This window comes from Telluria sp. LT1R51-2, assembly GCF_059685775.1.
In genome coordinates, this window is record NZ_JCASIM010000001.1 from 386,757 (window position 1) to 410,688 (window position 23,932).

Annotated in this window: 16 protein-coding genes; 10 read left to right on the forward strand and 6 right to left on the reverse strand. The window is 66.2% G+C overall.

Annotation, left to right across the window (positions count from 1 at the left end; genetic code table 11):
- Positions 1-2 precede the first annotated feature (2 nt).
- Positions 3-566, reverse strand: a complete 564-nt coding sequence (locus tag AC56LH_RS01805) for a GNAT family N-acetyltransferase (RefSeq protein ID WP_499575988.1) — start codon at positions 564-566, stop codon at positions 3-5.
- Between the two features lie 116 nt (positions 567-682).
- Between AC56LH_RS01805 and aptA the strand changes: the two genes are divergently transcribed.
- The gene (aptA, locus tag AC56LH_RS01810) at positions 683-1,999 is read left to right on the forward strand and encodes an omega-aminotransferase AptA (RefSeq protein WP_499643525.1); all 1,317 of its coding nucleotides are present in this window, start codon (positions 683-685) and stop codon (positions 1,997-1,999) included.
- Between the two features lie 6 nt (positions 2,000-2,005).
- Here the strand turns inward: aptA and AC56LH_RS01815 are convergent, their stop codons facing one another.
- Both AC56LH_RS01815 and AC56LH_RS01820 read right to left on the reverse strand, forming a co-directional pair.
- Entirely contained in the window at positions 2,006-3,757 is a 1,752-nt protein-coding gene (locus tag AC56LH_RS01815; RefSeq protein WP_499643527.1) for an allantoate amidohydrolase, read from the reverse strand.
- A 97-nt stretch (positions 3,758-3,854) separates the two neighbouring features.
- Positions 3,855-4,793: a LysR substrate-binding domain-containing protein gene (locus AC56LH_RS01820; protein WP_183557478.1), complete on the reverse strand. Its 939-nt coding sequence runs from the start codon at positions 4,791-4,793 to the stop codon at positions 3,855-3,857.
- Positions 4,794-4,955: 162 nt separating this feature from the next.
- Here AC56LH_RS01820 and AC56LH_RS01825 point away from each other — a divergent pair, with 162 nt between their 5' ends.
- Complete coding sequence (locus AC56LH_RS01825) at positions 4,956-6,200, forward strand: urate hydroxylase PuuD (RefSeq protein WP_499643529.1); 1,245 nt, start codon at positions 4,956-4,958, stop codon at positions 6,198-6,200.
- The gene (locus tag AC56LH_RS01830; RefSeq protein ID WP_499643531.1) at positions 6,197-7,432 is read left to right on the forward strand and encodes a M20/M25/M40 family metallo-hydrolase; all 1,236 of its coding nucleotides are present in this window, start codon (positions 6,197-6,199) and stop codon (positions 7,430-7,432) included. The genes AC56LH_RS01825 and AC56LH_RS01830 overlap by 4 nt, the downstream gene beginning before the upstream one ends.
- Before the next feature lie 4 nt (positions 7,433-7,436).
- On the opposite strand, the gene AC56LH_RS01835 is transcribed toward AC56LH_RS01830, so the two are convergent.
- Positions 7,437-9,158: a vWA domain-containing protein gene (locus AC56LH_RS01835; protein WP_499643533.1), complete on the reverse strand. Its 1,722-nt coding sequence runs from the start codon at positions 9,156-9,158 to the stop codon at positions 7,437-7,439.
- A gap of 122 nt (positions 9,159-9,280) precedes the next feature.
- On the reverse strand, positions 9,281-11,677 hold the full coding sequence (locus AC56LH_RS01840; RefSeq protein ID WP_499643535.1) for a S9 family peptidase: 2,397 nt from the start codon (positions 11,675-11,677) through the stop codon (positions 9,281-9,283).
- Positions 11,678-12,327: 650 nt separating this feature from the next.
- Here AC56LH_RS01840 and AC56LH_RS01845 point away from each other — a divergent pair.
- From AC56LH_RS01845 to AC56LH_RS01875, 7 genes are all read left to right on the forward strand, one after another.
- Complete coding sequence (locus tag AC56LH_RS01845; RefSeq protein WP_183557494.1) at positions 12,328-12,972, forward strand: ANTAR domain-containing response regulator; 645 nt, start codon at positions 12,328-12,330, stop codon at positions 12,970-12,972.
- Between the two features lie 34 nt (positions 12,973-13,006).
- Positions 13,007-14,170: a CmpA/NrtA family ABC transporter substrate-binding protein gene (locus AC56LH_RS01850; protein WP_499643537.1), complete on the forward strand. Its 1,164-nt coding sequence runs from the start codon at positions 13,007-13,009 to the stop codon at positions 14,168-14,170.
- Between the two features lie 255 nt (positions 14,171-14,425).
- A complete protein-coding gene (locus tag AC56LH_RS01855) occupies positions 14,426-15,733 on the forward strand; it encodes an MFS transporter (RefSeq protein ID WP_499643539.1) in 1,308 nt (435 codons plus the stop codon).
- Positions 15,734-15,744: 11 nt separating this feature from the next.
- Positions 15,745-18,309, forward strand: coding sequence for a nitrite reductase large subunit NirB (gene nirB, locus AC56LH_RS01860; RefSeq protein ID WP_499643541.1), 2,565 nt, complete (start codon positions 15,745-15,747; stop codon positions 18,307-18,309).
- An 11-nt stretch (positions 18,310-18,320) separates the two neighbouring features.
- The gene (gene nirD / locus AC56LH_RS01865; RefSeq protein ID WP_499643543.1) at positions 18,321-18,668 is read left to right on the forward strand and encodes a nitrite reductase small subunit NirD; all 348 of its coding nucleotides are present in this window, start codon (positions 18,321-18,323) and stop codon (positions 18,666-18,668) included.
- 14 nt (positions 18,669-18,682) lie between these two features.
- Positions 18,683-19,912: an NAD(P)/FAD-dependent oxidoreductase gene (locus AC56LH_RS01870; protein WP_499643545.1), complete on the forward strand. Its 1,230-nt coding sequence runs from the start codon at positions 18,683-18,685 to the stop codon at positions 19,910-19,912.
- Positions 19,913-19,923: 11 nt separating this feature from the next.
- Complete coding sequence (locus AC56LH_RS01875) at positions 19,924-22,617, forward strand: molybdopterin-dependent oxidoreductase (RefSeq protein ID WP_499643547.1); 2,694 nt, start codon at positions 19,924-19,926, stop codon at positions 22,615-22,617.
- Here the strand turns inward: AC56LH_RS01875 and AC56LH_RS01880 are convergent, their stop codons facing one another.
- A complete protein-coding gene (locus AC56LH_RS01880) occupies positions 22,618-23,586 on the reverse strand; it encodes a TerC family protein (protein WP_499643549.1) in 969 nt (322 codons plus the stop codon). It abuts the gene before it with no gap.
- Positions 23,587-23,932: the final 346 nt, after the last annotated feature.

The window sequence follows — 23,932 nt, forward strand, 5'->3', positions numbered from 1 at the left end:
CGTCAGGATGCCTTGCGCTCGTTCCAGTAATCGCGCAGCAGGCCGTAGAACACGGTGTCGGCGTATTCGCCGTGCACGCGCCACCGCTGCGGCATGAAGCCTTCCTTGCGAAAACCGAGTTTTTCCAGCACGTGGGCGGACGCGTCGTTGCGCGGGTCGATGTCAGCCTCGACCCGGTTGATGCCGACTTCGTTAAAGCCGTGATCGAGCACCGCTTCGATCGCTTCGCTGGCATAGCCATTGCCCCAGTGGCCCTTGGCGATGGCGTAGCCCAGTTCGCAGCGGTTGTACTGGTTGTAGAAGTGGTGCAGGGCGACGGTGCCGATCACTTCGCGGCTGCCCGCCAGCTCGATGGCAAAGCGCAGCTCGGTCTCGTCGCGGTAGGCTTCGAGCGCGCGCGCGATGGCGGTTTCGGCCATCGAGATGTCGGTCCACGGCTCGGCGCTCCAGTAGCGCACGACGGCAGGGTCGGAAAAAATGGTGTACAAGGCCCGTGCATCGGTGGCGGCCAGCGGGCGCAGCATCAGGCGTTGGGTGGTCAGGACAGGGGTGCTATAAGTCGACATGGGTTTGCATTGTCATAGTTGTAAGCGTTAGCATACCATCGACTCGGGGCGTGCAGACAAGCGCCACGCGCTTTACTGTCACCGTCTACCATCGCCATCGAGGCAGGAGATCCTTCATGCACCAGGCCAGGCCCGGCACCATGGCATCCTTCTGGATGCCCTTCACGAACAACCGCGACTTCAAACACGACCCGCGCCTGCTGGTCTCGGCCGAAGGCATGTATTACCGCGACGTCGATGGCAACCAGGTGCTCGACGGCGCCGCCGGCCTGTGGTGCGTGCCGTGCGGGCACGGCCAGCCGAAGATCGCGGCGGCGATTGCGCAGATGGCCGGCCAGCTCGATTTTGCGCCCACGTTCCAGATGGGGCATCCGGCTGCATTCGAATTGGCCGAACGGCTGATCGACTTCAGCGGGGGCCGTTTCTCCCATGTGTTTTATACCAACTCCGGTTCGGAAGCGGTCGACACCGCACTCAAGATCGCGCTGGCCTATCACCGGCTGCGTGGCGAAGGCGGGCGCACGCGTTTGATCGGCCGCGAGCGCGGTTATCACGGCGTGGGCTTCGGCGGGCTGTCGGTCGGCGGCATCGGCGCCAACCGCAAGGCGTTCGGCCCGCTGCTGCCGGGTGTCGACCATCTGCGCCACACGCACGACCCCGAGCGCAACGCCTTCGCGCGCGGCGAGCCCGAACACGGCGCCGAACTGGCCGACGACCTCGAACGCATGCTGCTGCTGCACGATCCGTCGACGATCGCCGCCGTGATCGTCGAACCCGTGGCCGGTTCGACCGGCGTGCTGATTCCGCCCAAGGGCTATCTGGCGCGGTTGCGCGCGATCTGCGACCGGCACGGCATCCTGCTCATCTTCGATGAAGTCATCACGGGCTTTGGCCGCCTGACCACGCCGTTTGCGGGCGACTGGTTCGGCGTCGAACCGGACATGATGACGACCGCCAAAGGCATCACCAACGGCGCCGTGCCGATGGGCGCCGTGTTTTCCAGGGGCTTCATCCACGATGCGTTCATGGAGGCACCGCCCGGCATCGAGCTGTTTCACGGCTATACCTATTCGGGCCACCCGCTGGCATGCGCCGCGGCGCTGGCCACGCTCGACGTGTTTGCCGAGCAGGGCGTACTGGCCAATGCGGCGGCCATCCAGCCGTATTTCGAAGAAGCGCTGCAGTCGCTGCGCGGCCTGCCGCACGTGATCGACCTGCGCTCGCTCGGCATCATCGCCGGCATCGAGCTGGCCCCGATCCCGGGCCAGCCGGGCGCGCGTGGTTATGCGGCGCTCAAGGCGGCGTTCGCCGAGGGTCTGTTGATCCGTACGACGGGCGACATCATCGCGCTGTCGCCGCCGCTGGTCATGGGGCGCCAGCATGTGGATGAATTGTTCGGCAAGCTGGCGGATGTGTTGAAACGGCTGGCTTGATCCGCGTCAAGCTTGCGGGAAATCCAGCAAGAAGTCAGATAAGACCCGTCCCGCAATATCGGCATCGTCGGCCGTCATCGTCTCGAGCGGATTGTGGCTGATCCCGCCGTTGCCGCAGCGGACGAACAGCATCGCCACGTCGGTCAATTCTGCCATGCGCATCGCGTCGTGGCCGGCGCCGGATGGCAGCTCGAAATGGGGCAAGCCTGCCCGTTCCACCGCTGCGCCCAGCTGCGCCATCAGGCGCGGCGCGCATGGTACGGCGTCGATCTCCAGCAGCTTGACCAGCCGCTCGCCGATGCCGCGCGTGGCGCAGATGGCGCTGATGCCGGCCAGGATATCGGCCACTGCGTCCAGGCGCACCGCATCGTCGGCGGCGCGGATGTCGAGCGACAGGCGGCAGGCGCCGGGGATCACGTTGACCGAGCCGCCTGGTACCTCGAGCTGGCCGACCGTGCCGACCAGCGCTGCGCCCTGGCGGCAGCGCGCTTCCACCAGCAGCACGATCTCGGCGGCGGCGGCGGCCGCATCGCGCCGCATGCCCATCGGCGTGGTGCCGGCATGGCTGGCCACGCCGCGCAGTTCGACGAGATAGCGCGAGCTGCCGGCAATCGCGCTCACCACGCCCAGCGGCAGGCCGCGTTCGAGCAGCACCGGGCCTTGTTCGATATGGACTTCGATAAAGCCGAGCAGCAGCGCCGGATCGCGCGCGATGCCGGCGATATCAGAATGGTCGTGGCCAGCCAGCGCCAGCGCGTCCCCGAGCATGACGCCGTCGCTGTCGACCGCGGTCAGCAACCCCATGTCGAAGCTGCCCGCAACCGCGCTGCTGCCCAGGAACGTGCTTTGATACCGCACGCCTTCTTCTTCGGCAAACGCGATCACTTCCAGGTCGTACGGCAGGCGCTGGCCGTGCGCGTGCAGGTCGGCGACGACGGCGATCGGCAGCAGGATGCCCAGGCGCCCATCGTACTTGCCGCCATCGCGCACGGTGTCGTAGTGCGATCCCGTCGCCAGCGTTTTTGCGCCCGGTTGCGCGGCGGCGTAGCGGCCAACGACGTTGCCCAACGCGTCGATGTGGACCGTCATGCCAGCATCGCGCATCCAGCCGGCGATGCACGCGGCGGTGCGCTGGTGGGCTGGCGTCATGTAGGCGCAGGTCAGGTTCGTTTCAACGTCGCTGATGGCGCCCAGCGCTTCGCACCAGTCCATCACGCGCGCGCCCAGCGACGGCGTCACACCCAGCAGCGCGTTCAGCCGGATCTCGGCGATGCGGTGCACCTGGCGCAGTGCTTCGCGCAGCTCGTCGCCACGCGCATTGCCGATGCGCCGCTCGAAGGTGGCGATGATGGCCTGGCGCGACAGGCCCTGGCCGGTCGGCCCTTTGACTGCGAGGAGGAACGGAAAGCCGAAGCGGCCGTTGTAGTCGGCATTGAGCGCGTGCAGCTGCGCGTATTCGGCCGGTGTGCAGCGGTCCAGTCCCGAGCTGGCTTGCTCGCTCGTCGATTCAGCCGTCAGGGCGCCGGCGATCGCCGCCTTGCCCGCCAGTTCCGGATGGGCGCGCAGCAGCGCCAGTTGTTCGTCGATGCTGGCCGCGTCCACCACCGACTGCAAGGCGCGCTTGAGCGCGGCCAGGCTGGCGAACGGGCGGGCATGCGCGGCGCGCGCCGCGATCCATGGCGAGTGTTCGTAGATGCCGCGCAGGGCCTCGACAAAGCTGGCAGCCTCGCTTGCGTTCAGCGTCGCGATCGTGGTCATGTGCGCTCCATGGTGGTCAAGCGATCGATCATACGGGCTGGCGGTGGCCGCGCCCATATCGGCCGGCGGATGGCTGCCAGCAGCCTGCGCATATAGACTAGCCCTGCACCAGGGCGCGCGCGGCGCTGCTGACCTGGTCGCGCAGCCATTTGTGCTCGGTCGACTGGTGCACGCGCTGGTGCCACAACTGATAAAAGCGCATCGGCGGAAACTTCACCGGCACCGTGAAGCTTTTCAAAGGCAGCGTCTTCTCGTAGGCGCGGATGAACTGGCGGCCGGTGGTCAGGACCAGGTCACTTTGCGTAAGCATGTACGGGATCACGCCGAAGTAGGGCGACTCCACCGCTACGCGACGCTGCAGGCCGAGGCGTTCGAGATGCGCGTCGATCACGCCGTGGTACCCGGGCAGCATCTGGGTCGGAGCGACATGGGGCAGGTCGAGATAGTCCTCGAGCGTCATCGCGTCCGGCGCCGTGCGCCGCGCATACGGGCTGTCGGCGCGCATCGTGCAGATGATCGGGTCTTCGAACAGCTTCGAGATGTGCAGGTGCGCCGGCGGCTCGTCCCAGTTGGCGATCACCAGGTCCATGTCGCCATCGGACAGCATGCGCAGGTAATCCTGGCCCGGCCCCAGCGCATGGATCACCACCTTGCTGCCGGGCGAACCGCGGCGCAGCAGCGCCACCACATTGGGCAGGAAGCGCGCATCGAGGTAATCCGGCGCGGCGATGTGGAAGGTGCGCGTGGCGTCTTCGGGCTGGAACGGCGCCTTGCGCACGAACAGGCTCTCGGCTTCGTCCAGAATGCGCTTGGCGGGCTTGAGCAGACCTTCGCCGTGCTGCGTCGGCACCATGCCGCGTGCGCCGCGCACGAGGATCGGATCGCCCGTCAGCTCGCGCAACTTGCGCAGCGAGGCCGAAATCGAGGGCTGCGGCTGATTGAGTTTGAGCGCCACGCGCGAGACGTTTTTCTCCACCAGCAGCAGGTAGAGGATGCGGATCAGGTGCAGGTCGAGGTTGCGGGGAAGGCTGGACATGGCCGAGAATTCTTGGTTGTATATCGAGTCGGATATGTCGAATATACGCCGATTTTGTTGTTGCAGAAATGGAAATCAGCGTATCGTCAAGCCGTCGGTTGCCATGGTTGCACTGGCGCGCGCGCGTAGTTCCCCTTGAATCTGCGACCCTGAAGGACGCCCATGTTCGACCCCGGATACCTGGCCCCCTACGTTCTCGAATGGCTCAATCTGCTGGTGCGCTGGCTGCACATCATCACCGGCATTGCCTGGATCGGCGCATCGTTCTACTTCGTCTGGCTCGACAACACGATCAAGCCGCCGGCGCCCGGTTCGGAGCTCGAGCGCAAGGGCGTGGCCGGCGAGCTGTGGGCCGTGCATGGCGGCGGCTTCTACAACCCGCAAAAATACCTGGTGGCGCCTGCCGAATTGCCAAAGGAGCTGCACTGGTTCAAGTGGGAAGCCTATTCCACGTGGCTGTCGGGCTTTGCGCTCCTGACCATCGTGTATTACATGAACGCGAAAGCGATGATGATCGACCGCAGCGTGGCCGATTTGTCGAGCGGGCAGGCGATCGGCATCGGCATCGGCAGCCTGATTGTCGGCTGGATCGTCTACGACCTGCTGTGCCGCTCACCGCTGGTGCAGCGCCCGCTGGCGTTTGGCGCGACGGTCTTCCTGTTGTTGGTTGGCAGCAGCTGGGTGCTCACGCACCTGCTCAGCGGGCGCGCGGCGTACCTGCACGTGGGCGCGATGATCGGCACGATGATGGTGGCAAACGTAGCAATGCTGATCATTCCCGGCCAGCGCAAGATGGTGAATGCCATGCTGGCGGGGCAGAAGCCCGACCCGGTCCACGGCATCAAGGCCAAGCAGCGCAGCGTCCACAACAACTACTTCACGCTGCCGGTGCTGTTCATCATGATCAGCAACCACTACGCGATGACCTACAACCACCCGCATGCATGGGCGGTGCTGGGCGTGATCATGCTGGCCGGCGTGTTGATCCGTCACTTCTTCAACCTGCGCCACAAGGGCCGCATCGAATGGCGGTACCCGGTGGCGGGCGCCGCGCTGCTGCTGGGACTTGGCGTGCTGCTGGCGCCAGCCCGGCCTGTGCGCGTCGATCCGGTGGTCACTACCGCGACGGCCGACGCCGCACGCTTCGCCGAGGTCCGCACGATCATGGGGGCGCGCTGCGTCTCGTGCCATGCGGCGCAGCCGACGCAGCCCGGCTTTGCGGCCGCGCCGCTGGGCGTCATGCTCGAAACACCGGAACAGATCGGCCAGAACGCCGCGCGCATCTACCAGCAGACCGTGCAAACCAGGGCCATGCCGCTGGCGAATCTGACGCACATGACCGATGCCGAACGCGCCGTGGTCAAGGCCTGGTTCGAGGCCGGCGCCAACACAGGAACCACACCATGAACGCATTGCAGACACGCCTGACCGACTGGATCGACGCCCACTTCGATGACGAAGTGCGCTTCCTGCAGGCCGTCGTGCGGATCCCCACCGATACGCCGCCGGGCAACAACGCGCCACACGCCGAAGCCGTGGCCGACATGCTGGAGGGCGCCGGCTGGCCGGTCGAGCGGCACCCGGTACCGGCGCAGCAGGTGATTGACTACGGCTTGGCCAGCATCACGAACCTGATCGTGCGCCGGCCGTACGGCGGAGCCGGGCCGACGCTGGCGCTCAATGCGCATGGCGACGTGGTGCCGCCGGGCGAGGGCTGGACCCATCCGCCGTATGGCGCCGTGATCGAGGACGGTTACCTGTACGGGCGCGCGGCAGCGGTATCGAAAAGCGACTTCGCCACCTATGTGTTCGCGGTGCGCGCGCTCGAAGCCCTGGGCGCGCCGCTGCATGGCGGCGTCGAGCTGCATTTTACGTATGACGAAGAATTCGGCGGGTTGCTGGGGCCGGGCTGGCTGCTGGAGCAGGGCCTGACGCAGCCCGACTACGTGATCGCCGCCGGTTTTGGCTACAGCATCATCACGGCGCACAACGCCTGCCTGCAGCTGGAAGTGACGGTACATGGCAAGGCCGGCCACGGCGCGATGCCCGAGACAGCGGTCGATGCGCTGCAGGCAGCCACGCGGGTATTGAATGCGATCTACGGCGACCTGCCACGGCTCAAGACCACCAAGTCGGGCGTACCGGGCATCGATTCGCCGACGATGCTCGTCGGGCGCATCGACGGCGGCACGAATACCAATGTGGTGCCAGGCAAGGTGGTGTTGAAGCTCGACCGGCGCATGATTCCCGAAGAAGACCCGGTCGCGGTCGAGGCGCAGGTGCGCGCGCTGATCAACGACGCGGTAGACGGCATGCCCGGCATCCGGCTCGAGGTCAAGCGCCTGCTGCTGTCGCAGGCATTGCGCCCGCTACCCGGCGCGCAGCCGCTGGTCGAGAGCCTGCGCCGCAATGCGCACACCGTGCTGGGCGAAGCGATTCCCGCCGTCGGCACGCCGCTGTATGCCGATGCGCGGCTATATGGCGAGCGTGGCATTCCGGCCGTCCTGTACGGGGCCGGACCGCGCACGGTCACGGAGGCCAATGCCAAGAAAGCCGACGAGCGGCTGGCGCTGGACGACTTGCGCAGCGCCACCAAGGTGGTGGCGCTGACGCTGCTGGACATGCTGGGCGCGCCGTAAACGGTCAAGGCCGCCCGGTTGCCCCGGCCTGGCCCAGCGCTTCGGCCATCCGCACGAGCTTCACGAACTCGGCACGATAGCCGTCCGGATCGTTGCCCCGGGCGTCGTTGGCCAGCGTGGCGATGTCGGCATAGCTGTAGTCACTCACCTGCGGCTCGCCGCGCAGGCGCTGGCCAAACGCGGCGACGGCCACCGCGAAGCGCTGGTCAGCCGGCGCGGCGGCCAGCGTGGCGCGCGCTGTTGAAGGACGCACCGGCTGCTCGGCCAGTCGGCTCTTGTTCTCGCCCGGCAGCTTGTAGCGCACCCGCACGAACGCCAGCTCGTCGTTCTTGCCCACGGGTACGGCCTTCTTGCCGGTGCCGTAGCGCAGCGGGTCGACCAGTTTGGCAGCACCCACCGCCGGCGTGATCTCGTAGATCGCCGTCACCGTGTGGCCGGCGCCCATGTCGCCCGCATCGACATTGTCGTCCTTGAAGTCCTGGCGCGCCAGCATGCGTGTTTCGTAGCCGATCAGGCGGTAGGCCGCCACGCGGGCCGGGTTGAACTCGACCTGCATCTTGACGTCGTTGGCGATCGGGAACATGGTCGAGCCAAGTTCGCCCTGCAGCGCCTTGCGCGCTTCCAGCAGCGAGTCGATGTAAGCCGCATTGCCATTGCCTGACTGCGTCAGGCGCTGGATCAGCGCATCGTTCAGGTTACCGTCGCCGACGCCGAAAATCGACAGGTAGACGCCGCTCTTGCGCTTGTCGGCGATGAAGGTTTCGAGCTGGCGCGGGTCCCTCACGCCAATATTGAAGTCGCCGTCGGTGGCCAGGATGACGCGGTTGACGGCTTTCGCATCGAAGTGGCGTTGGGCCATGGCGTAGGCGCGCTCCAGGCCATCGCGGCCGGCCGTACCGCCGGCTGCCTGCAATGCATCGATGGCGTCCAGGATCTTCTGCTTGTCGCCCCCCGTCGTGGGCTCGAGCGCCACCGTCGTGCCATTGGCGTAGGTGACGATCGCCACCCGGTCCTGTTCGCGCAAGCCTTGTGCGAACAGGCGAAAGCCCTGCTTGAGCAGCGGCAGGCGGTCTTGCGGGGCCATCGAGCCGGACACGTCGACCAGCAGCACGACGTTCATCGGCGGCCGCTCGGCGCGCTGCAGATCGTAGCCGCGCACGGCCACGTGCAGCAGCTGGCTGTCCGTATTCCAGGGGCTGGGCATGATGGCCGTGGTCAGCGCGAATGGCTGGCTGGCCTTGTTCGGTGCGGCGTAGGCGTAGGGGAAGTAGTTCACCATTTCCTCGACCCGCACGGCGGCCGGTGGCGGCATGCGGCCGGCGCTCAGCTGGCGCCGCACGTACGCATACGACGCGGTATCGACGTCGCTGCTGAAGGTGGATACGGGTTGTTCTTCGACCAGCACTGCGCGGTTGGTCTGGGCGTCGGGGAAGCGCTCGGCGCCGGGTGCATAGCTCGGGGACGGGTAGGGCATCACGTAAGGCTTCGTGGCGACGCGACGCTGCATGCTTGTCGGCGGCGCACCCGCGTAGCCGTGATAGGAGGAGATATTGCGGTTGCTGCTCCCGCTGACTCCAACCACGGTGGAGGGCGCAGGAGGGGGCGGCGGTGCGACGGCGCTATCCTCTTTCATCTGCTCGGGCGCACTGCAGGCGGCCAGCAGCAGCGTCGCTGCAAGGAGGGGCAAAGCGGCGGGCAGGGCGGCGGCGGCGCGCGAGCGTGGCATGGCGGGACCTCATGACGTGGTGGTTGTCATAAGGTGCACCAGCCGCGCGCCGCCGGCAATCGCGCTTACATCCTGTAATGCCTATGCACGCAGGGTATGCGCAGCGGTTGCCTGCGCGGGGATTACTTCTGCTTGAGCGAGCGCTCGAACAGCTGATAGATCCGGCGGTACTGGTCGTACCAGGCTTCGGGCTGCACGTAGCCGTGGCGTTCGAGTGGGTAGCTCGCCATCTCCCAGTGGTCCTTCTTCATCTCGATCAGGCGCTGCGCCATGCGCACCGAGTCCTGATACAGCACGTTATCGTCGATCATGCCGTGCGAGATCAGCAGGTGGCCTTTCAGGTTCTGCGCGTACTCGATCGGCGACGATTTTTTATACGCTTCCGGGTCGATGTCCGGCGTGTTGAGGATGTTGGCCGTGTACTCGTGGTTGTAGCTGGTCCAGTCGGTCACGGGGCGCAGCGCGGCGCCGGCCTTGAACACGTCCGGTGCGCGCATCAAGGCCATGAAGGTCATGAAGCCGCCGTAGCTGCCGCCATACACGCCGATATTGTTGGCGTCGCCCTGCTGCTGGCCGACCAGGTATTTCACGCCGTCGAGGTAGTCGTCCAGTTCCGGGTGCCCCATCTGGCGGTAAATCGCGGTGCGCCATTTGGCGCCATAGCCTTTGGAGGCGCGGTAATCCATGTCCAGCACGATGTACCCCTGCTGGACCAGCAGGTTGTGGAACATCTGCTCGCGGAAGTACACCGGATAACGCTTGCTGACGTTCTGCAGGTAGCCGGCGCCGTGCACGAACATCACGACCGGGTAGGTCTTGCCGGCTTCCAGCTGCGCAGGGCGATACAGCTTGGCGTGCACCGGATCGCCGCCGGCGCTCGATGGCACGGCCACGTATTGCGGCTCGATCCATTCACGCGCCTTGAAGTCCGGCGTGCGGGTGTCGGTCAGCTTGGTGGCGGCGCCGCCCGAGACGGGCACGGTCGCGATCTGGATCGGCGTGTAGCTCGACGACCAGTGCACCAGCAGCTTGTTCTGGTCCGGCGACAGGTTGAAGCGTTCGACGCCGTCGAGCTTCGTCACTTCACGCACCGCGCCGCCTTTGGCGCTCACGGCGCAGACTTCGTAGTCGCCCGGCGCTTCGTGGTTGCACAGCATGTAGGCGGTGCTGCCATCCGCGCTCCAGCGCACGTCGCTGGCTTCCCATTTGCCCGAGGTCAGCGCGCGTGGCGCAGCCGATCCGGCGCCCATGGTGTCCTGCGTGTACAGGTGCGAGTAGCCCGATTCTTCCGACAGGTACCACAGCGTGCGGTTGTCCGGCAGCCAGCCGAATTCGGCGTTGTCGTAATTGACCCAGGCGCCGTCGGTGACGCGGTTCAGGGGTTTGAGCTTGGCGTCACGCAGGTCGACGCTGGCGATCCAGCGGTCCTTGTTGTCGACTGAGCGCAGCATCACGGCGACGTTGGCGCCATTGCTGCTCCAGTCGATCGCATTGCGGCCACCCGAGACCACCACCGGCCGGTTGCCCTTGAGTGGATCCTTCTTGGCGGCGGCGCGCAGCGCGGCCAGCGGATCGACGGTAATGCCGGGCAGGGTGTCGAAGCCGATGTCCTTGACGGTATTGGTGCGCAGGTCGACCAGTTTCAGCGAATGCGCAGGCGGCATATTGCGGCCCACACGCGTACGCACGTCTTCCGTTTCTTCGTAACCCGATTCGTTCACGTAGCGCGGCATCTTGCCCACGCGGCCCTTGTCGGCGCTCTTGGCGGCCGTGACGACCAGCAGCCAGCGGCCGTCCGGCGACAGCGAACTTGCCTCCAGCGTGACCTTGTCGCCCAGGTAGACGGGCGTTGGCGCCATCGAGGCATCGACCCGGCGCAGTTCGTCGTTGCGGGCACGCAGCGCGTCGCGGTCATCCTTCTGGCGCTTGAGGTGCTCGATCAGGCGCAGTTCGGTGGCACGGTAGGCGTCGTCTTCCGGTGCATTTGGATCCTTCGCGGCGCGCGGCAGCGCGGCCGGGCCGGTGACCCGGGTGACGCGGTCCCACACATACCAGTCGGTGCCGATGCGGTACTGCACCGAGCGCTCGTCGGCCGCGTACTGCGCGTTGCCGATGCGGCTCGCGCCGCGCGTGACCTGCACCAGCTGGCCCGATTTCAGGTCGCGTTCGAACAGATCGTTGTTGCGGATGACCAGCATGCGCGTGTTGTTGCGGTTGTAGACCACGTCGGCGCTGTCGATCTTCGCCAGCTCGGCATCGCTGACCATCTGCGCCTTGCCGGCGTTCGCGCCAGCCTGAAACGTGTCACGCACGGGCGAGCCGGTGCGCTTTTGCTTGTAGTACACCTGCTTGCTGTCCCAGCTGAACCAGGCGTCTTCCACCGGCGTGCCGATCCAGTCGGGATGGCTCATGGCCTGGTCGAGGGTGATGGGTGTCGGTGCTGCTGCTGCCGGCAGTGCGACCGATGCCAGCGAGGCCGCGAACGAGGCCGCAAAGAGGGTGAGTGCAGGTGTGCGCATGGGTATGTGGTAAGTGAAAGAAGGGCTTTCTGGCCAGAAATGCGAATGCATTCTAGCGCAGCCACTTGCCACGGCGCGCGGATCGGAGAAGGTTTTTTTACTATAAATACAACGCCGGCAGTATGTCAATACGGCCGGCGTGCGGTAAAACAGGCGGATTATTCCGCCTTGATCGGGGCATGTGCCCTGATGCTTACATTGACTTGAACGGGCCTTTTGGCGGGCGTGGCAGGTACATCGAGACACGGGCGGCAACGGTCAGCACGGCCAGGGCGATGGTCAGGTATTCGAGTGGATGCATGATTAACCCCGCACCGATGGAGCGTAACCGCCGTGGGCGATGTACAGGTCTTGCGAGAAACTACGAATGGCGGCGATGGCCGCTGCGAAGAAATTGGTTTGCTGGATAGCTGCAGTCATGTTGCGCTCCTGGTTAAATACTGTCATGTTGCGTTGCAGTATATGAGCCATCGAGTCATAAGAAAACTTTTCATTCGTGATTCCCGCGATTCACAAAACGAATAATTGTTTAGTTGCTCACTGGAAAGATATGCGGTTGACGCATATCTCGACAATCGGCACACGCATAAGAAGGGCGAGGATTCGATGCAATGGGGAAACAAGGTATGATTCTTGCATGCAAAAACGGCATGAAACCGCGAGACACAACAACCCCACATTTGCGCATTGTTGTCGTGCTGTCCGCAACGGCACCCGGCGCCGACCCCGATGCGGCCCAGGCAGCGCAGACCCGGCGCAGCACCGCACTGCGCATTGGCCTGCTCGAATCGGGCTACGACCTGGTCGCATCGCTCCCGGCCGACGTGTTCCTGCCCGAGCGCATCGCGCAGTTGCAGCCCGACCTGATCATCCTCGACAGCGAGTCCGACGCCCGTGACGTGCTCGAACACATCGTGATCGCCACCCGCGACGCGCGCCGGCCCATCGTGCTGTTCACCGAAGACGACGCCCCTGCCAGCATGGACGCCGCACTGGAAGCGGGCGTGTCGGCGTACATCGTGGCCGGCCTGCAGGCCGAGCGCGTCAAACCGGTGCTCGACGTCGCGCTGGCGCGCTTCCGGCGCGAGCAGCGGCTGCTTGATGAATTGAGCGATACCCGGCAAAAGCTGGCTGAGCGCAAGGTGCTGGACCGCGCGAAAGGCATGTTGATGACGCGCTACCAGCTGACCGAAGACCAGGCCTACCAGCGCCTGCGCAGCCTGGCCATGAACAAGAACATGAAGCTGGTCGACGTCGCGCAGCGCCTGATCGACGTGGAAGACCTGCTGGGCTGAGCGCCCCGCAGCTAATAAGAACATCAGGATATCTATGACATTGGCAGGCAAGGGCGCATGGATCGCCGGTACCGACCGTCCCGAGATCGAGACCATCCGCATTGGTTTCATGCCGCTGGCCGACTGCGCGCCGTTGGTGATGGCGTCGGTGCTGGGCTTCGATGAACTGTACGGCGTGCGCTTTGCACTGAGCCGCGAACAGTCCTGGACCGGCATGCGCGAGCACCTGGTGGGCGGGCAGCTCGATGCGGCGCAGGCGCTGTACGGCATGGTGTATGGCATTCAGAACGGCATCGGCACCGGCCAGTGCGACATGGCCGTCTTGATGAACCTGAACCAGAATGGCCAGAACATCACGCTCTCGCGCACCTGGGCGGAAGCAGCAGCAGAACCGGGCGGGCTGGCGCGCCTGGTGCAGGCAGGGCAGCGGCTGACGCTCGCGCACACCTTCCCGACCGGGAACCACGCGATGTTCCTGTATTACTGGCTGGCGGCGCAGGGCGTCGATCCGTTGAGAGACTGTCGGGTGGTGACAGTGCCGCCGGGGCAGATGGCGGCCAGCCTGGCGGCCGGCCATATGGACGGCTTCTGCGCGGGCGAGCCGTGGGGCCAGCGCGCGCTGCGCGACGGCGCCGGTGTGCAGGCCGCATCGAGCGAGCAGGTATGGCCGAACCATCCCGGCAAGGCGCTGGGCACGCGCGCTGCCTTTGCCGCGACCCATCCGAATGCCTGCCGCGCGATGATCGCTGCGCTGCTGCAGGCCGCGCGCTGGCTCGACGCCTCGCGCGCCAATCGCGAAGCGGCAGCCGAGGTGCTGGCCAGTCCCGCGTATGTCAATGCCAGCCGCGAGACGCTGCAGTATTGCCTGGCCGGTGCGAACGAAGGCGCGGCCTGGCGTGGCCACAACGGCCTGCGGTTCTACGCGGACGGCGAAGCGAACTTCCCATGGCTGTCCGATGGCATGTGGTTCATGACGCAGCACCGCCGCTGGGGCTTGCTCCGTACTGATTCCGATACCGATCCCGATTACCTGGCGCTGGCGCAGCAGGTCAACCGCATCGACCTGTATCGCGAAGCGGCCGAGCGCACCGGCACGTCACTGCCTGCGGCCACGCTGCGCACGTCCACGCTGATGGATGGGCGGGTCTGGGATGGCAGCGACCCGCATGCTTTCGCTCAAGACCTCGCACCTGCTTGACGCCGGTCGCGGTGCACGCCCGTGCATCATCTTGGGGAATGGTGCACCGCGATGCAGCGTCCAGCAGGCGCCTGTCACCGGCCCCGCCCTGAACCGCGCGTGGCACGCCTCTTGCTGATACAGAGCACAGGATCAATGACGATCTCCTTCATATAACGCTGGCCCAACGACGGGCCGGCACCAGGACAACGGCGTCCGCAGCTTCTGCCCCAGGCAGCAGCGCGGACGCCTTTTTGTTTTCCAAGGACGAAAATCATGACCGGCAAAGCAGACAGCATTCATCTCTTCTCGTTCCAGGGCGCGCCGATGCGCGCCTTCCATCTGACCTGGGTGGCCTTCTTCATTTGCTTCTTCGCGTGGTTCGCCTGCGCGCCGCTGATGCCCGTCATCAAAGGTGAATTTGGCCTCTCGATGGAGCAGATCGCCAATATCAATATCGCGGCCGTGGCGATCACGATTTTTGTCCGCCTGCTGGTCGGCCCCCTGTGCGATCGCTACGGCCCGCGCAAGACCTACACGGGCCTGCTGCTGATCGGCGCGATTCCCGTGCTGGGCGTGGCGATGGCGCAGAGCTACGAAACCTTCCTGCTGGCGCGCCTGGGCATCGGCGCGGTCGGCGCCAGCTTCGTCATCACCCAGTACCACACCTCGGTGATGTTCTCGCCCAAGGTGGTCGGCACCGCCAACGCGGCTGCTGCCGGCTGGGGCAATGCGGGCGGTGGCGCGGCGCAGGCGCTGATGCCGCTGCTGCTCACCGCCGTCGTGATGCTGGGCGTGAGCCAGTCGATGAGCTGGCGCGTGGCGCTGGTGGTCCCGGGCGTCATGATGATCATCATGGCCTTTGTGTACTGGCGCTACACGCAGGATTGCCCGGCCGGTAACTACGACGACCTGCGCAAGACCGGCAACCTGCCGGCCAGCGCCGGCAAGGGCGGCTGGGCCAGTTTCACCGAAGGCTGTCGCAACCACCGCGCCTGGCTGCTGTTCGTCACCTACGGCGCCTGCTTCGGCATCGAGATATTCATCCACAACATCGCTGCCGTGTATTACGTCGAGCATTTCGACCTGACGCTGGGCCAGGCCGGGATGGCCGCCGGCAGCTTTGGCCTGTTGGCGCTGTTCGCCCGCGCGCTGGGCGGCTGGCTGTCGGACCGCGCTGCCAGGGGCGGTGACGTCAATCGCCGCGTGACCATGTTGTTCGTGCTGATGATCGGCGAAGCGCTGGGCCTGTTGTGGTTTGCGCAGGCCGACGGCGTCGTGTTTGCGGTGGTGGCCATGCTGGTGTTCGGCCTGTTCACGCACATGGCCTGCGGCGCCACCTATGCGCTGGTGCCGTTCATCGCGCCCAAGGCGCTGGGCGGCGTGGCCGGCATCGTCGGTGCCGGTGGCAATGTGGGCGCCGTCGCCGCGGGCTTCCTGATGAAGGGTACGGGTGATATCCAGAGCACGCTCACGATCCTGAGCGGCCTGGTCGTGGTGGCCAGCCTGTGCGCGCTCGGCGCGCGCTTCGGCAGCACGTCCCGCATCCCCTCCAGCACCCCGTCCGCAACCGTTGCAGCATAAAGGAGAACGTCATGCATATCGTCGTCATCGGCCACGGAATGGTGGGCCACAAATTCCTCGAAACGCTTGCCGCGGGCAGCATGCAGGACCCGGCGACACCGCTGCGGGTCACGGTGCTGGGCGAAGAGCCGCGCCCGGCCTACGACCGCGTGCACCTGTCGGAATTCTTTGCCGGTAAAAGCGCGGACGACCTGTCGCTGGTCGCGCCGGGCTACTTCGAGCGCGCCGAGTTGGCCGAGCGCGTCGTGCTGCGCCTGAACGCGAAGGTGGTCGCCATCGACCGCGCCGCGCAATCGGTGCTGCTGGGCGACGGCAGCGCTGTCTCCTACGATCGCCTGGTGCTGGCCACCGGCTCGTACCCGTTCGTGCCGCCCGTGCCCGGCGCCGAGCGCAAGGACTGCTTCGTGTACCGCACGATCGAAGACCTCGAAAAGATGAAGGAATGCGCCGGTCGTGGCGACGGCACGCGCCAGCGCATCGGCGTCGTCATCGGCGGTGGGCTGCTGGGCCTGGAGTGCGCCAAGGCGCTGCGCGACCTGGGCCTGCAGGCGCACGTCGTCGAATTCGCGCCGCGCCTGATGGCGGTGCAGGTCGACGATGCAGGCGCACGCGTGCTGCGCACCCGCATCGAAGAACTGGGTGTCGGCGTCCACACCGGCAAGAACACGCTGGCCATCGTCGATGGCGACGCCACGACCCACCGCATGCAGTTCGCCGACGGCACGAGTCTGGACACCGACATGATCGTGTTCTCGGCCGGCATCCGGCCGCGCGACGAACTGGCGCGCCAGGCGGGGCTCGAGCTGGGCGCGCGTGGCGGCATCGTCATCGATGGCCAGTGCCTGACGTCCGACCCGCACATCTACGCGATCGGCGAATGCGCGCTGTGGAGCGGCCAGCTGTTTGGCCTGGTGGCGCCGGGCTACGACATGGCGCGCACGGCCGCGCGCCATGTGCTGGGCGCCGAATGCGGCTTTGCCGGCGCCGACATGAGCACGAAGCTCAAGCTGATGGGCGTGGACGTGGCCAGCCTGGGCGACGCGCATGGCACCACGCCAGGCAGCCGCAGTTATCAGTTCCTCGACGAGCGGCGCCAGACCTACCGCAAGATCGTCGTCTCGAGCTGCGGCAAGTACCTGCTTGGCGGCGTGCTGGTGGGCGACGCCGCATCGTACGGCGCGCTGCTGCAGACAATGCTCAACAAGATCGAGCTGCCCGAAGCACCCGAATACCTGATCCTGCCCGAGAGCGGCAACACCGTGCGGCCGGCGCTGGGCGTGGACAAGCTGCCGGCCACGGCGCAGGTCTGCTCGTGCAACGACATCTCGAAGGGGGCGCTGTGCGAGGCGGTGGCGGGCGGCGCCACCACGATCGGCGCGCTGAAAAGCTGCACGACGGCCGGTACGGCCTGCGGCGGCTGCGTGCCGCTGGTGACGCAGGTGCTGAACGCTGAACTGAAAAAACTGGGCGTGGCCGTCAACAACCACCTGTGCGAACACTTTGCGTACTCGCGCCAGGAGCTGTACCACCTGGTGCGCGTGGAAGGCATCAAGGAATTTGGCGAGCTGCTGGCGCGCCACGGCAAGGGTCTGGGCTGCGACGTCTGCAAGCCGACCGCCGCGAATATCCTTGCCTCCGTGTGGAACGATTTCGTGCTCAAACCGAAGCACGCCAGCCTGCAGGATTCAAACGACTACTTCCTTGGCAACATCCAGAAGGACGGTACCTACTCGGTCATACCGCGCATGGCGGGCGGCGAAGTGACCGCCGACGGCCTGATCGCCGTGGGCATGGTAGCCAAGAAGTACGGCCTGTACACCAAGATCACGGGCGGCCAGCGGGTCGACCTGTTCGGCGCGCGCGTGGACCAGTTGCCGGCGATCTGGGAAGAGCTGATCGACGCCGGCTTCGAGTCGGGCCACGCCTACGGCAAGTCGCTGCGCACCGTGAAATCGTGCGTCGGCTCGACCTGGTGCCGCTATGGCGTGGGCGACAGCGTGGGCTTTGCCATCGAACTGGAAAACCGCTACAAGGGTTTGCGCGCACCGCACAAGATCAAGTTCGGCGTGTCGGGCTGCACCCGCGAATGCGCCGAGGCGCAGGGCAAGGACGTGGGCCTGATCGCCACCGACAAGGGCTGGAACCTGTACGTGTGCGGCAACGGCGGCATGAAGCCGCGCCACGCGGAACTGATCGCATCGAACCTGACCGAGGCCGAGGTGGTACGCCTGACCGACCGCTTCCTGATGTTCTACGTGCGCACGGCTGAACGCCTGCAGCGCACGTCGACCTGGCGCGAAAACCTCGAAGGGGGCCTGGAGTATCTGCGCCAGGTGGTGGTCGAGGACAGCCTGGGCATCGGCGATGAACTCGAAGCGCAGATGCAGCACGTGGTCGACACCTATGCCTGCGAATGGAAGGAGGCCATCACCAATCCGGCCGTACGCAGCCGCTTCCGCCACTTCGTCAACAGCGCGGAAACGGATAGCAACGTGGTGTTTGTGCCCGAGCGCGGGCAGGTGCGTCCGGCCACGTTCGACGAACGCCGCCGCACGATTCCCATCGCCGTGGCTTGAGGAGAATGACCATGCATCGTGACACCCAACTTGCCAACTGGACGGCGGTGTGCCGGCTCGACGAGATCGTCCCCGACACCGGCGTGTGCGCGCTGCTCAACGGCCGCCAGGTGGCCGTGTTCCGCGTCGGCGAACTCGAGCCGCGCGTGTTCGCCATCGATAATTACGATCCGAATTCGCAGGCCGCCGTGCTCTCGCGCGGGCTGGTGGGCAGCATCGGCGAGCGCATCGTCGTGGCCTCGCCCATCTACAAGCAGCACTTCGACCTGGCCAGCGGCGAGTGCCTGGAAGCGCCGGCGCAGTCGGTGGCAAGCTATCCGGCCCGGATCGATGGCGCCGTCGTCTGGGTCGCCGCATGAGCACCACGAGCACCATGAGCACAACGTACAGGCCCGCGCTGGTGGTGGTCGGCAACGGCATGGCCGGGATGCGCACGGTCGAGGAACTGCTCGCGCTGGCGCCAGGCATGTACGACATCACCGTGTTCGGCGCCGAGCCGCACGTGAACTACAACCGCATCATGCTCTCGCCCGTGCTGGCAGGCGACAAGACGCAGGACGACATCGTGCTGCATCCGCGCGCGTGGTACGCCGAGCATGGCATCACGCTGCACACGGGCGACCCGGTCGTGGCCATCGACCGCCGCCGCCGCGTCGTGCGCTCGCAGTCGGGCGTCGAAGTGGCGTATGACCGCCTGCTGCTGGCCACCGGTTCTCAGCCATTCATCGTGCCCGTGCCTGGCGCGGACCTGCCGGGCGTGGTGGGCTTTCGCGACCTGGATGATGTTGACACCATGCTGCAGGCAGCGCGCGACGGCCGGCACGCGGTGGTGATCGGCGGCGGCCTGCTGGGGCTGGAAGCGGCCAATGGCCTGTTGCGGCGCGGGATGGACGTGACGGTCGTGCACCTGACCGGCAGCCTGCTGAACCAGCAGCTCGATGGCGATGCGTCGCTGCTGCTTAAGGGCGCGCTCGAGCGGCGCGGCTTGCGCATCCTGCTGGGCGTGCAGACCGAGGCCATCCTGGGTGACGGCAAGGTGGCATCGGTGCGCCTGTCGGACGGCGTCACGCTGCCGGCCGACCTGGTGGTGATGGCTGCCGGCGTGCGCCCGAACGTGGCGCTGGCGCGTGCGGCCGGCCTGCATGTCGAGCGCGCGATCGTTGTCGACGACACGCTGCAAAGCTACGACCCGCGCGTGTATGCGGTGGGCGAATGCGTCCAGCACCGCCGCGCCACCTTCGGCCTGGTCGCGCCGATTTGGGAGCAGGCGCGCGTCTGCGCGGCGCACCTGGCCGGCTTCGGCCACCGCCGCTACGTGCAGCAGGCCGTGGCCACCAAACTCAAGGTCACGGGGATCGATCTGTACTCGGCCGGCGACATCGTCGGCGGTCCTGGCACGCAAGACCTGGTGCTGCGCGACCGCCGCTCCGGCATGTACAAGCGCCTGGTCCTCGACGGCAATCGCCTCACGGGCGCCGTACTGTATGGCGATGTGGCCGACGGCCCCTGGTATTTCGACCTGATCGGACGCGGCGTCGACATCTCGGCGATGCGCGACCGCCTGTTGTTCGGCCCTGCGTTGTGCGACGCGCAGGCTGCCTAGAAAGCTACCCCATGACGATTCCGATCCACGCTGTACGTACCACCTGTCCCTACTGCGGCGTCGGCTGCGGCGTGAAAGCGACCGCGCTGCCCGGCGGCGGCGCGACGATCGAAGGCGACCTTGAGCACGCCGCCAACCGTGGCCGTCTGTGCGTGAAAGGCTCGGCGCTGGGCGAGACGCTCGATCTGGATGGCCGCCTGCTGCATCCGGCCGCGCGGCAGGGAGGGGCGCTGGTGCGCGCCAGCTGGGACGAAGCGCTGGATACCGTGGCGGCCGGCTTCGCCCGCATCATCGCCGAGCACGGGCCGGACGCGGTGGCGCTGTACGTGTCGGGCCAGATCCTGACCGAGGATTACTACGTCGCCAACAAGTTCATGAAGGGGTACGTCGGCAGCGCCAATATCGACACCAATTCGCGCCTGTGCATGTCGTCCGCCGTGGCCGGTCACAAGCGCGCCTTTGGCGAAGACGTGGTGCCGGGCTGCTACGAGGATTTTGAGCTGGCCGACGTGATCGTGCTGGTCGGCTCGAACGCGGCCTGGTGCCATCCGACGCTGTTCCAGCGCATCGTGCGCGCCAAGGAAGCGCGTCCGGCCATGCAGATCGTCGTGCTCGACCCGCGTCGCACGGCCACCTGCGAGCTGGCGGACCTGCACCTGGCGCTCATGCCCGGCAGCGACGTGGCGCTGTTCAACGGGCTGCTGGCGCACCTGGCGCGCAGCGATGCGTTCGATGCGGACTACGTCGCAACGCACACGACCGGCCTGGATGCGGCGCTCGATGTCGCCAACGCAGGCGATGACGTGGCGCGTACCTGCGGCCTCGATCCGGATGACCTGCAGGCGTTCTACGACCTGTTCGCCCGCACCGACAAAGTCGTCACCGCATTCTCGATGGGCGTGAACCAGTCCAGCAGCGGCACCGACAAGGTCAATGCGATCATCAACTGCCACCTGGCCACCGGCCGCATCGGCCGTCCCGGCATGGGCCCGTTCTCGCTGACGGGGCAACCCAATGCGATGGGCGGGCGCGAAGTGGGCGGGCTGGCCAATATGCTGGCGGCGCACCTGGATCTGGACAATGCCGGGCACCGCGACGCGGTGCGCACGTTCTGGGAGGCGCCGCGCATCGCCGACAAGGCGGGCCTGAAAGCCGTGGACCTGTTCCGCGCGATCGAAGCGGGCAGCGTCAAAGCGGTGTGGATCATGGCGACTAATCCGGTCGTGAGCATGCCGGACGCCGACCAGGTGCGGCGCGCGCTCGCTGCCTGCGAGCTGGTGGTGGTGTCGGATGTCGTGGCGGGCACCGACCTGGCACCGTATGCGCATGTGGCCCTGCCGGCGCTGGCCTGGGGCGAGAAGGATGGCACGGTCACCAATTCCGAACGGTGCATCTCGCGCCAGCGCGCCTTTTTGCCGGCACCGGGCGAGGCGCGGGCCGACTGGCGCGCGCTGTGCGATGTCGCGCAGCGCATGGGGTATGCCGGGTTCGACTTCGACAGCGCGCATGCGATCTTCGACGAACACGCGCGCCTGTCGACCTGGAAGAATGACGACGATGGCCACCGCCGCGCATTCCGGCTCGATTCGCTGGTGGGCATGCGCCGCGCCGCGTATGACGCGCTGCAACCGGTGCAGTGGCCGGTGAATGCAGCGGGGGAGGGCACCGCGCGCCTGTTTGGCAGCGGCGGTTTTTCGTACCCGGACGGCAAGGCGCGCTTCATCGCGACGGACGTGCGCGCACCGGCCAATCTGCCTTGCAGTGAATTTCCGCTGGTGCTCAACACGGGCCGCCTGCGCGACCAGTGGCACACGATGACGCGCACCGGCAAGTCGCCGCGTCTGGCCGGCCACGCGGCTGAGCCGTTCGTCGACCTGCACCCGCACGATGCGCTGCTGGCCGGCGTGCGCGAAGGTGAGCTGGCCCGCATCAGCTCACGCTGGGGCGCGATGGTGGCGCGCGTGGCGCACGGCGGCGGCATCGCGCGCGGCGCCGCGTTCGTGCCGATTCACTGGAACGGGCAGACGGCGTCCGATGCGCGGGTGGGGGCGCTGGTCAATCCGGCCGTCGACCCGGTCTCGGGCGAGCCGGAATTCAAGCACACGCCGGTGCGGATCGAGCCGTTCGGCGTGGCCTGGTATGGCTTCATCATGAGCCGGCACGATCTTGCCCTCGACGGGGTGGCGCACTGGACGCGGGTGCGCGGCAGCGGCTTCATTCGCTATGAGCTGGCCGGGCGCGCACCGGTCACGCCCGGTATCGCGCGCGCGCTGCTGGGCGCCGGTGACGACGCCGATGCGGACGCCGACTGGATCGAGTACCAGGATCAATCGGCAGGCATGCTGCGCGCCGCGCTGCTCGTCGACGGGCGCCTCGAAGCCTGCCTGTTCGTGGCGCGCGTGCCCGATCTGCCGGCGCGCGCGTGGCTGGGCGGGCTGTTCGCCGCCCCCGAACTGGGCCCGCGCGAACGGGCCACGCTGCTGGCCGGCCGCGCCGTGCAAGCCGGGCCCGATCCGGGGCCAACGGTCTGCTCGTGCTTCGGCGTTGGCCGCAACACGATCTGCGCCGCGATCCGGGCCGGGGACTTGCAGACGCCCGGTCAGGTGACAGCCTGCCTGAAGGCGGGCGGCAACTGCGGCTCGTGCATCCCCGAGATCAAGTCGCTGCTGCACGAGGTGCGCTTCGCCACTGCCGCCGCCGCGTGATCAGCCCGGCGGCGTTTTCGGGGCCGGTTTGGAGGTGAGCAGACTGGCCACTACCGACCCCGCCAGGATCACCCCGACCACCCCAAGCGCGATGCCGGTCGGGATCTTGTAGATATCGAGCAGCAGCATCTTGATGCCGATGAAGATCAGGATCCCCGCCAGGCCATATTTGAGCAGGTGGAAGCGGTCTGCCATATCGGCCAGCAGGAAGTACATGGCGCGCAGGCCGAGGATGGCGAAGACGTTTGACGTGAAGACGATGAACGGGTCGCTCGTCACAGCGAAGATCGCCGGAATCGAATCGACCGCGAAGATCACGTCCGTGATCTCGACCATGATCAGCACCACGAACATCGGCGTGGCAAAGCGCAGGCCGTCGCGCATGATAAAGAACTTCTCGCCATGATATTCGTCGGTGATCCGCATGTGCCCGCGCAGCCATTTCAGCACCTTGTTGTCGGCCAGGTCGGGTTCGCTGTCGGCCGAGATCAGCATCTGGATACCGGTGTAGAGCAGGAACAGCCCGAAGATGTACAGAATCCAGTGGAACTGGGCCAGCAGGAGCGCGCCCAGATAAATCAGGATCGCGCGCAGCACGATGGCGCCCAGCACCCCATACAGCAGCACGCGCTTCTGGTATTGCGGCGGCACGCCGAAAAAGCTGAAGAGGGTGATCCAGACGAACACATTGTCGACCGCCAGCGATTTTTCGATCAGATAGCCGGTGAGGTACTCAAGCGACTTCGCTTTGGCCACGACCGGGCCGGCAATGCCTTCGAGATACCAATAGAACCAGCCACCGAAGGCCAGCGCGACCGAGATCCAGATCAGCGACCAGATGGCCGCTTCTTTGGTGCCGACCTTGTGATCGCCCGACGTCTTCAGGCCAAAGAAGTCGATGGCCAGCATGACGACGACGAACGCGGTGAAGGAGAGGTAGAGCGTGGGTGTGCCGACCGATTCGAGCATGTGTCCTCCGTGGAGTGGCAGTGGCCGCTGGTGGGGGCGTGCTGACCGGCACGCGCTGTCATTACAGCATGAATTTTATGGAAATGCTACATGCATGAAGGTCATTGAGACGGGCTTGTGATGACGGTGGCGGCAAGAGAAACGGCTGCTGGTTGCGGCTGTATCGTGCAAGGTGTCGGGTGACACAGAATGTCAACCCGGATCGAACCACTGCCGGCGTTGCGCGATTCCCAGTCGGTAAACAGATCACTTCAAGTCGACATTAAAACGATCAGTTTTATTCAAGCTATTACTCGGAGGGTATATCGTTTGCGACCGATTTTCTGCGTTGTCAGAAATGGCTCAT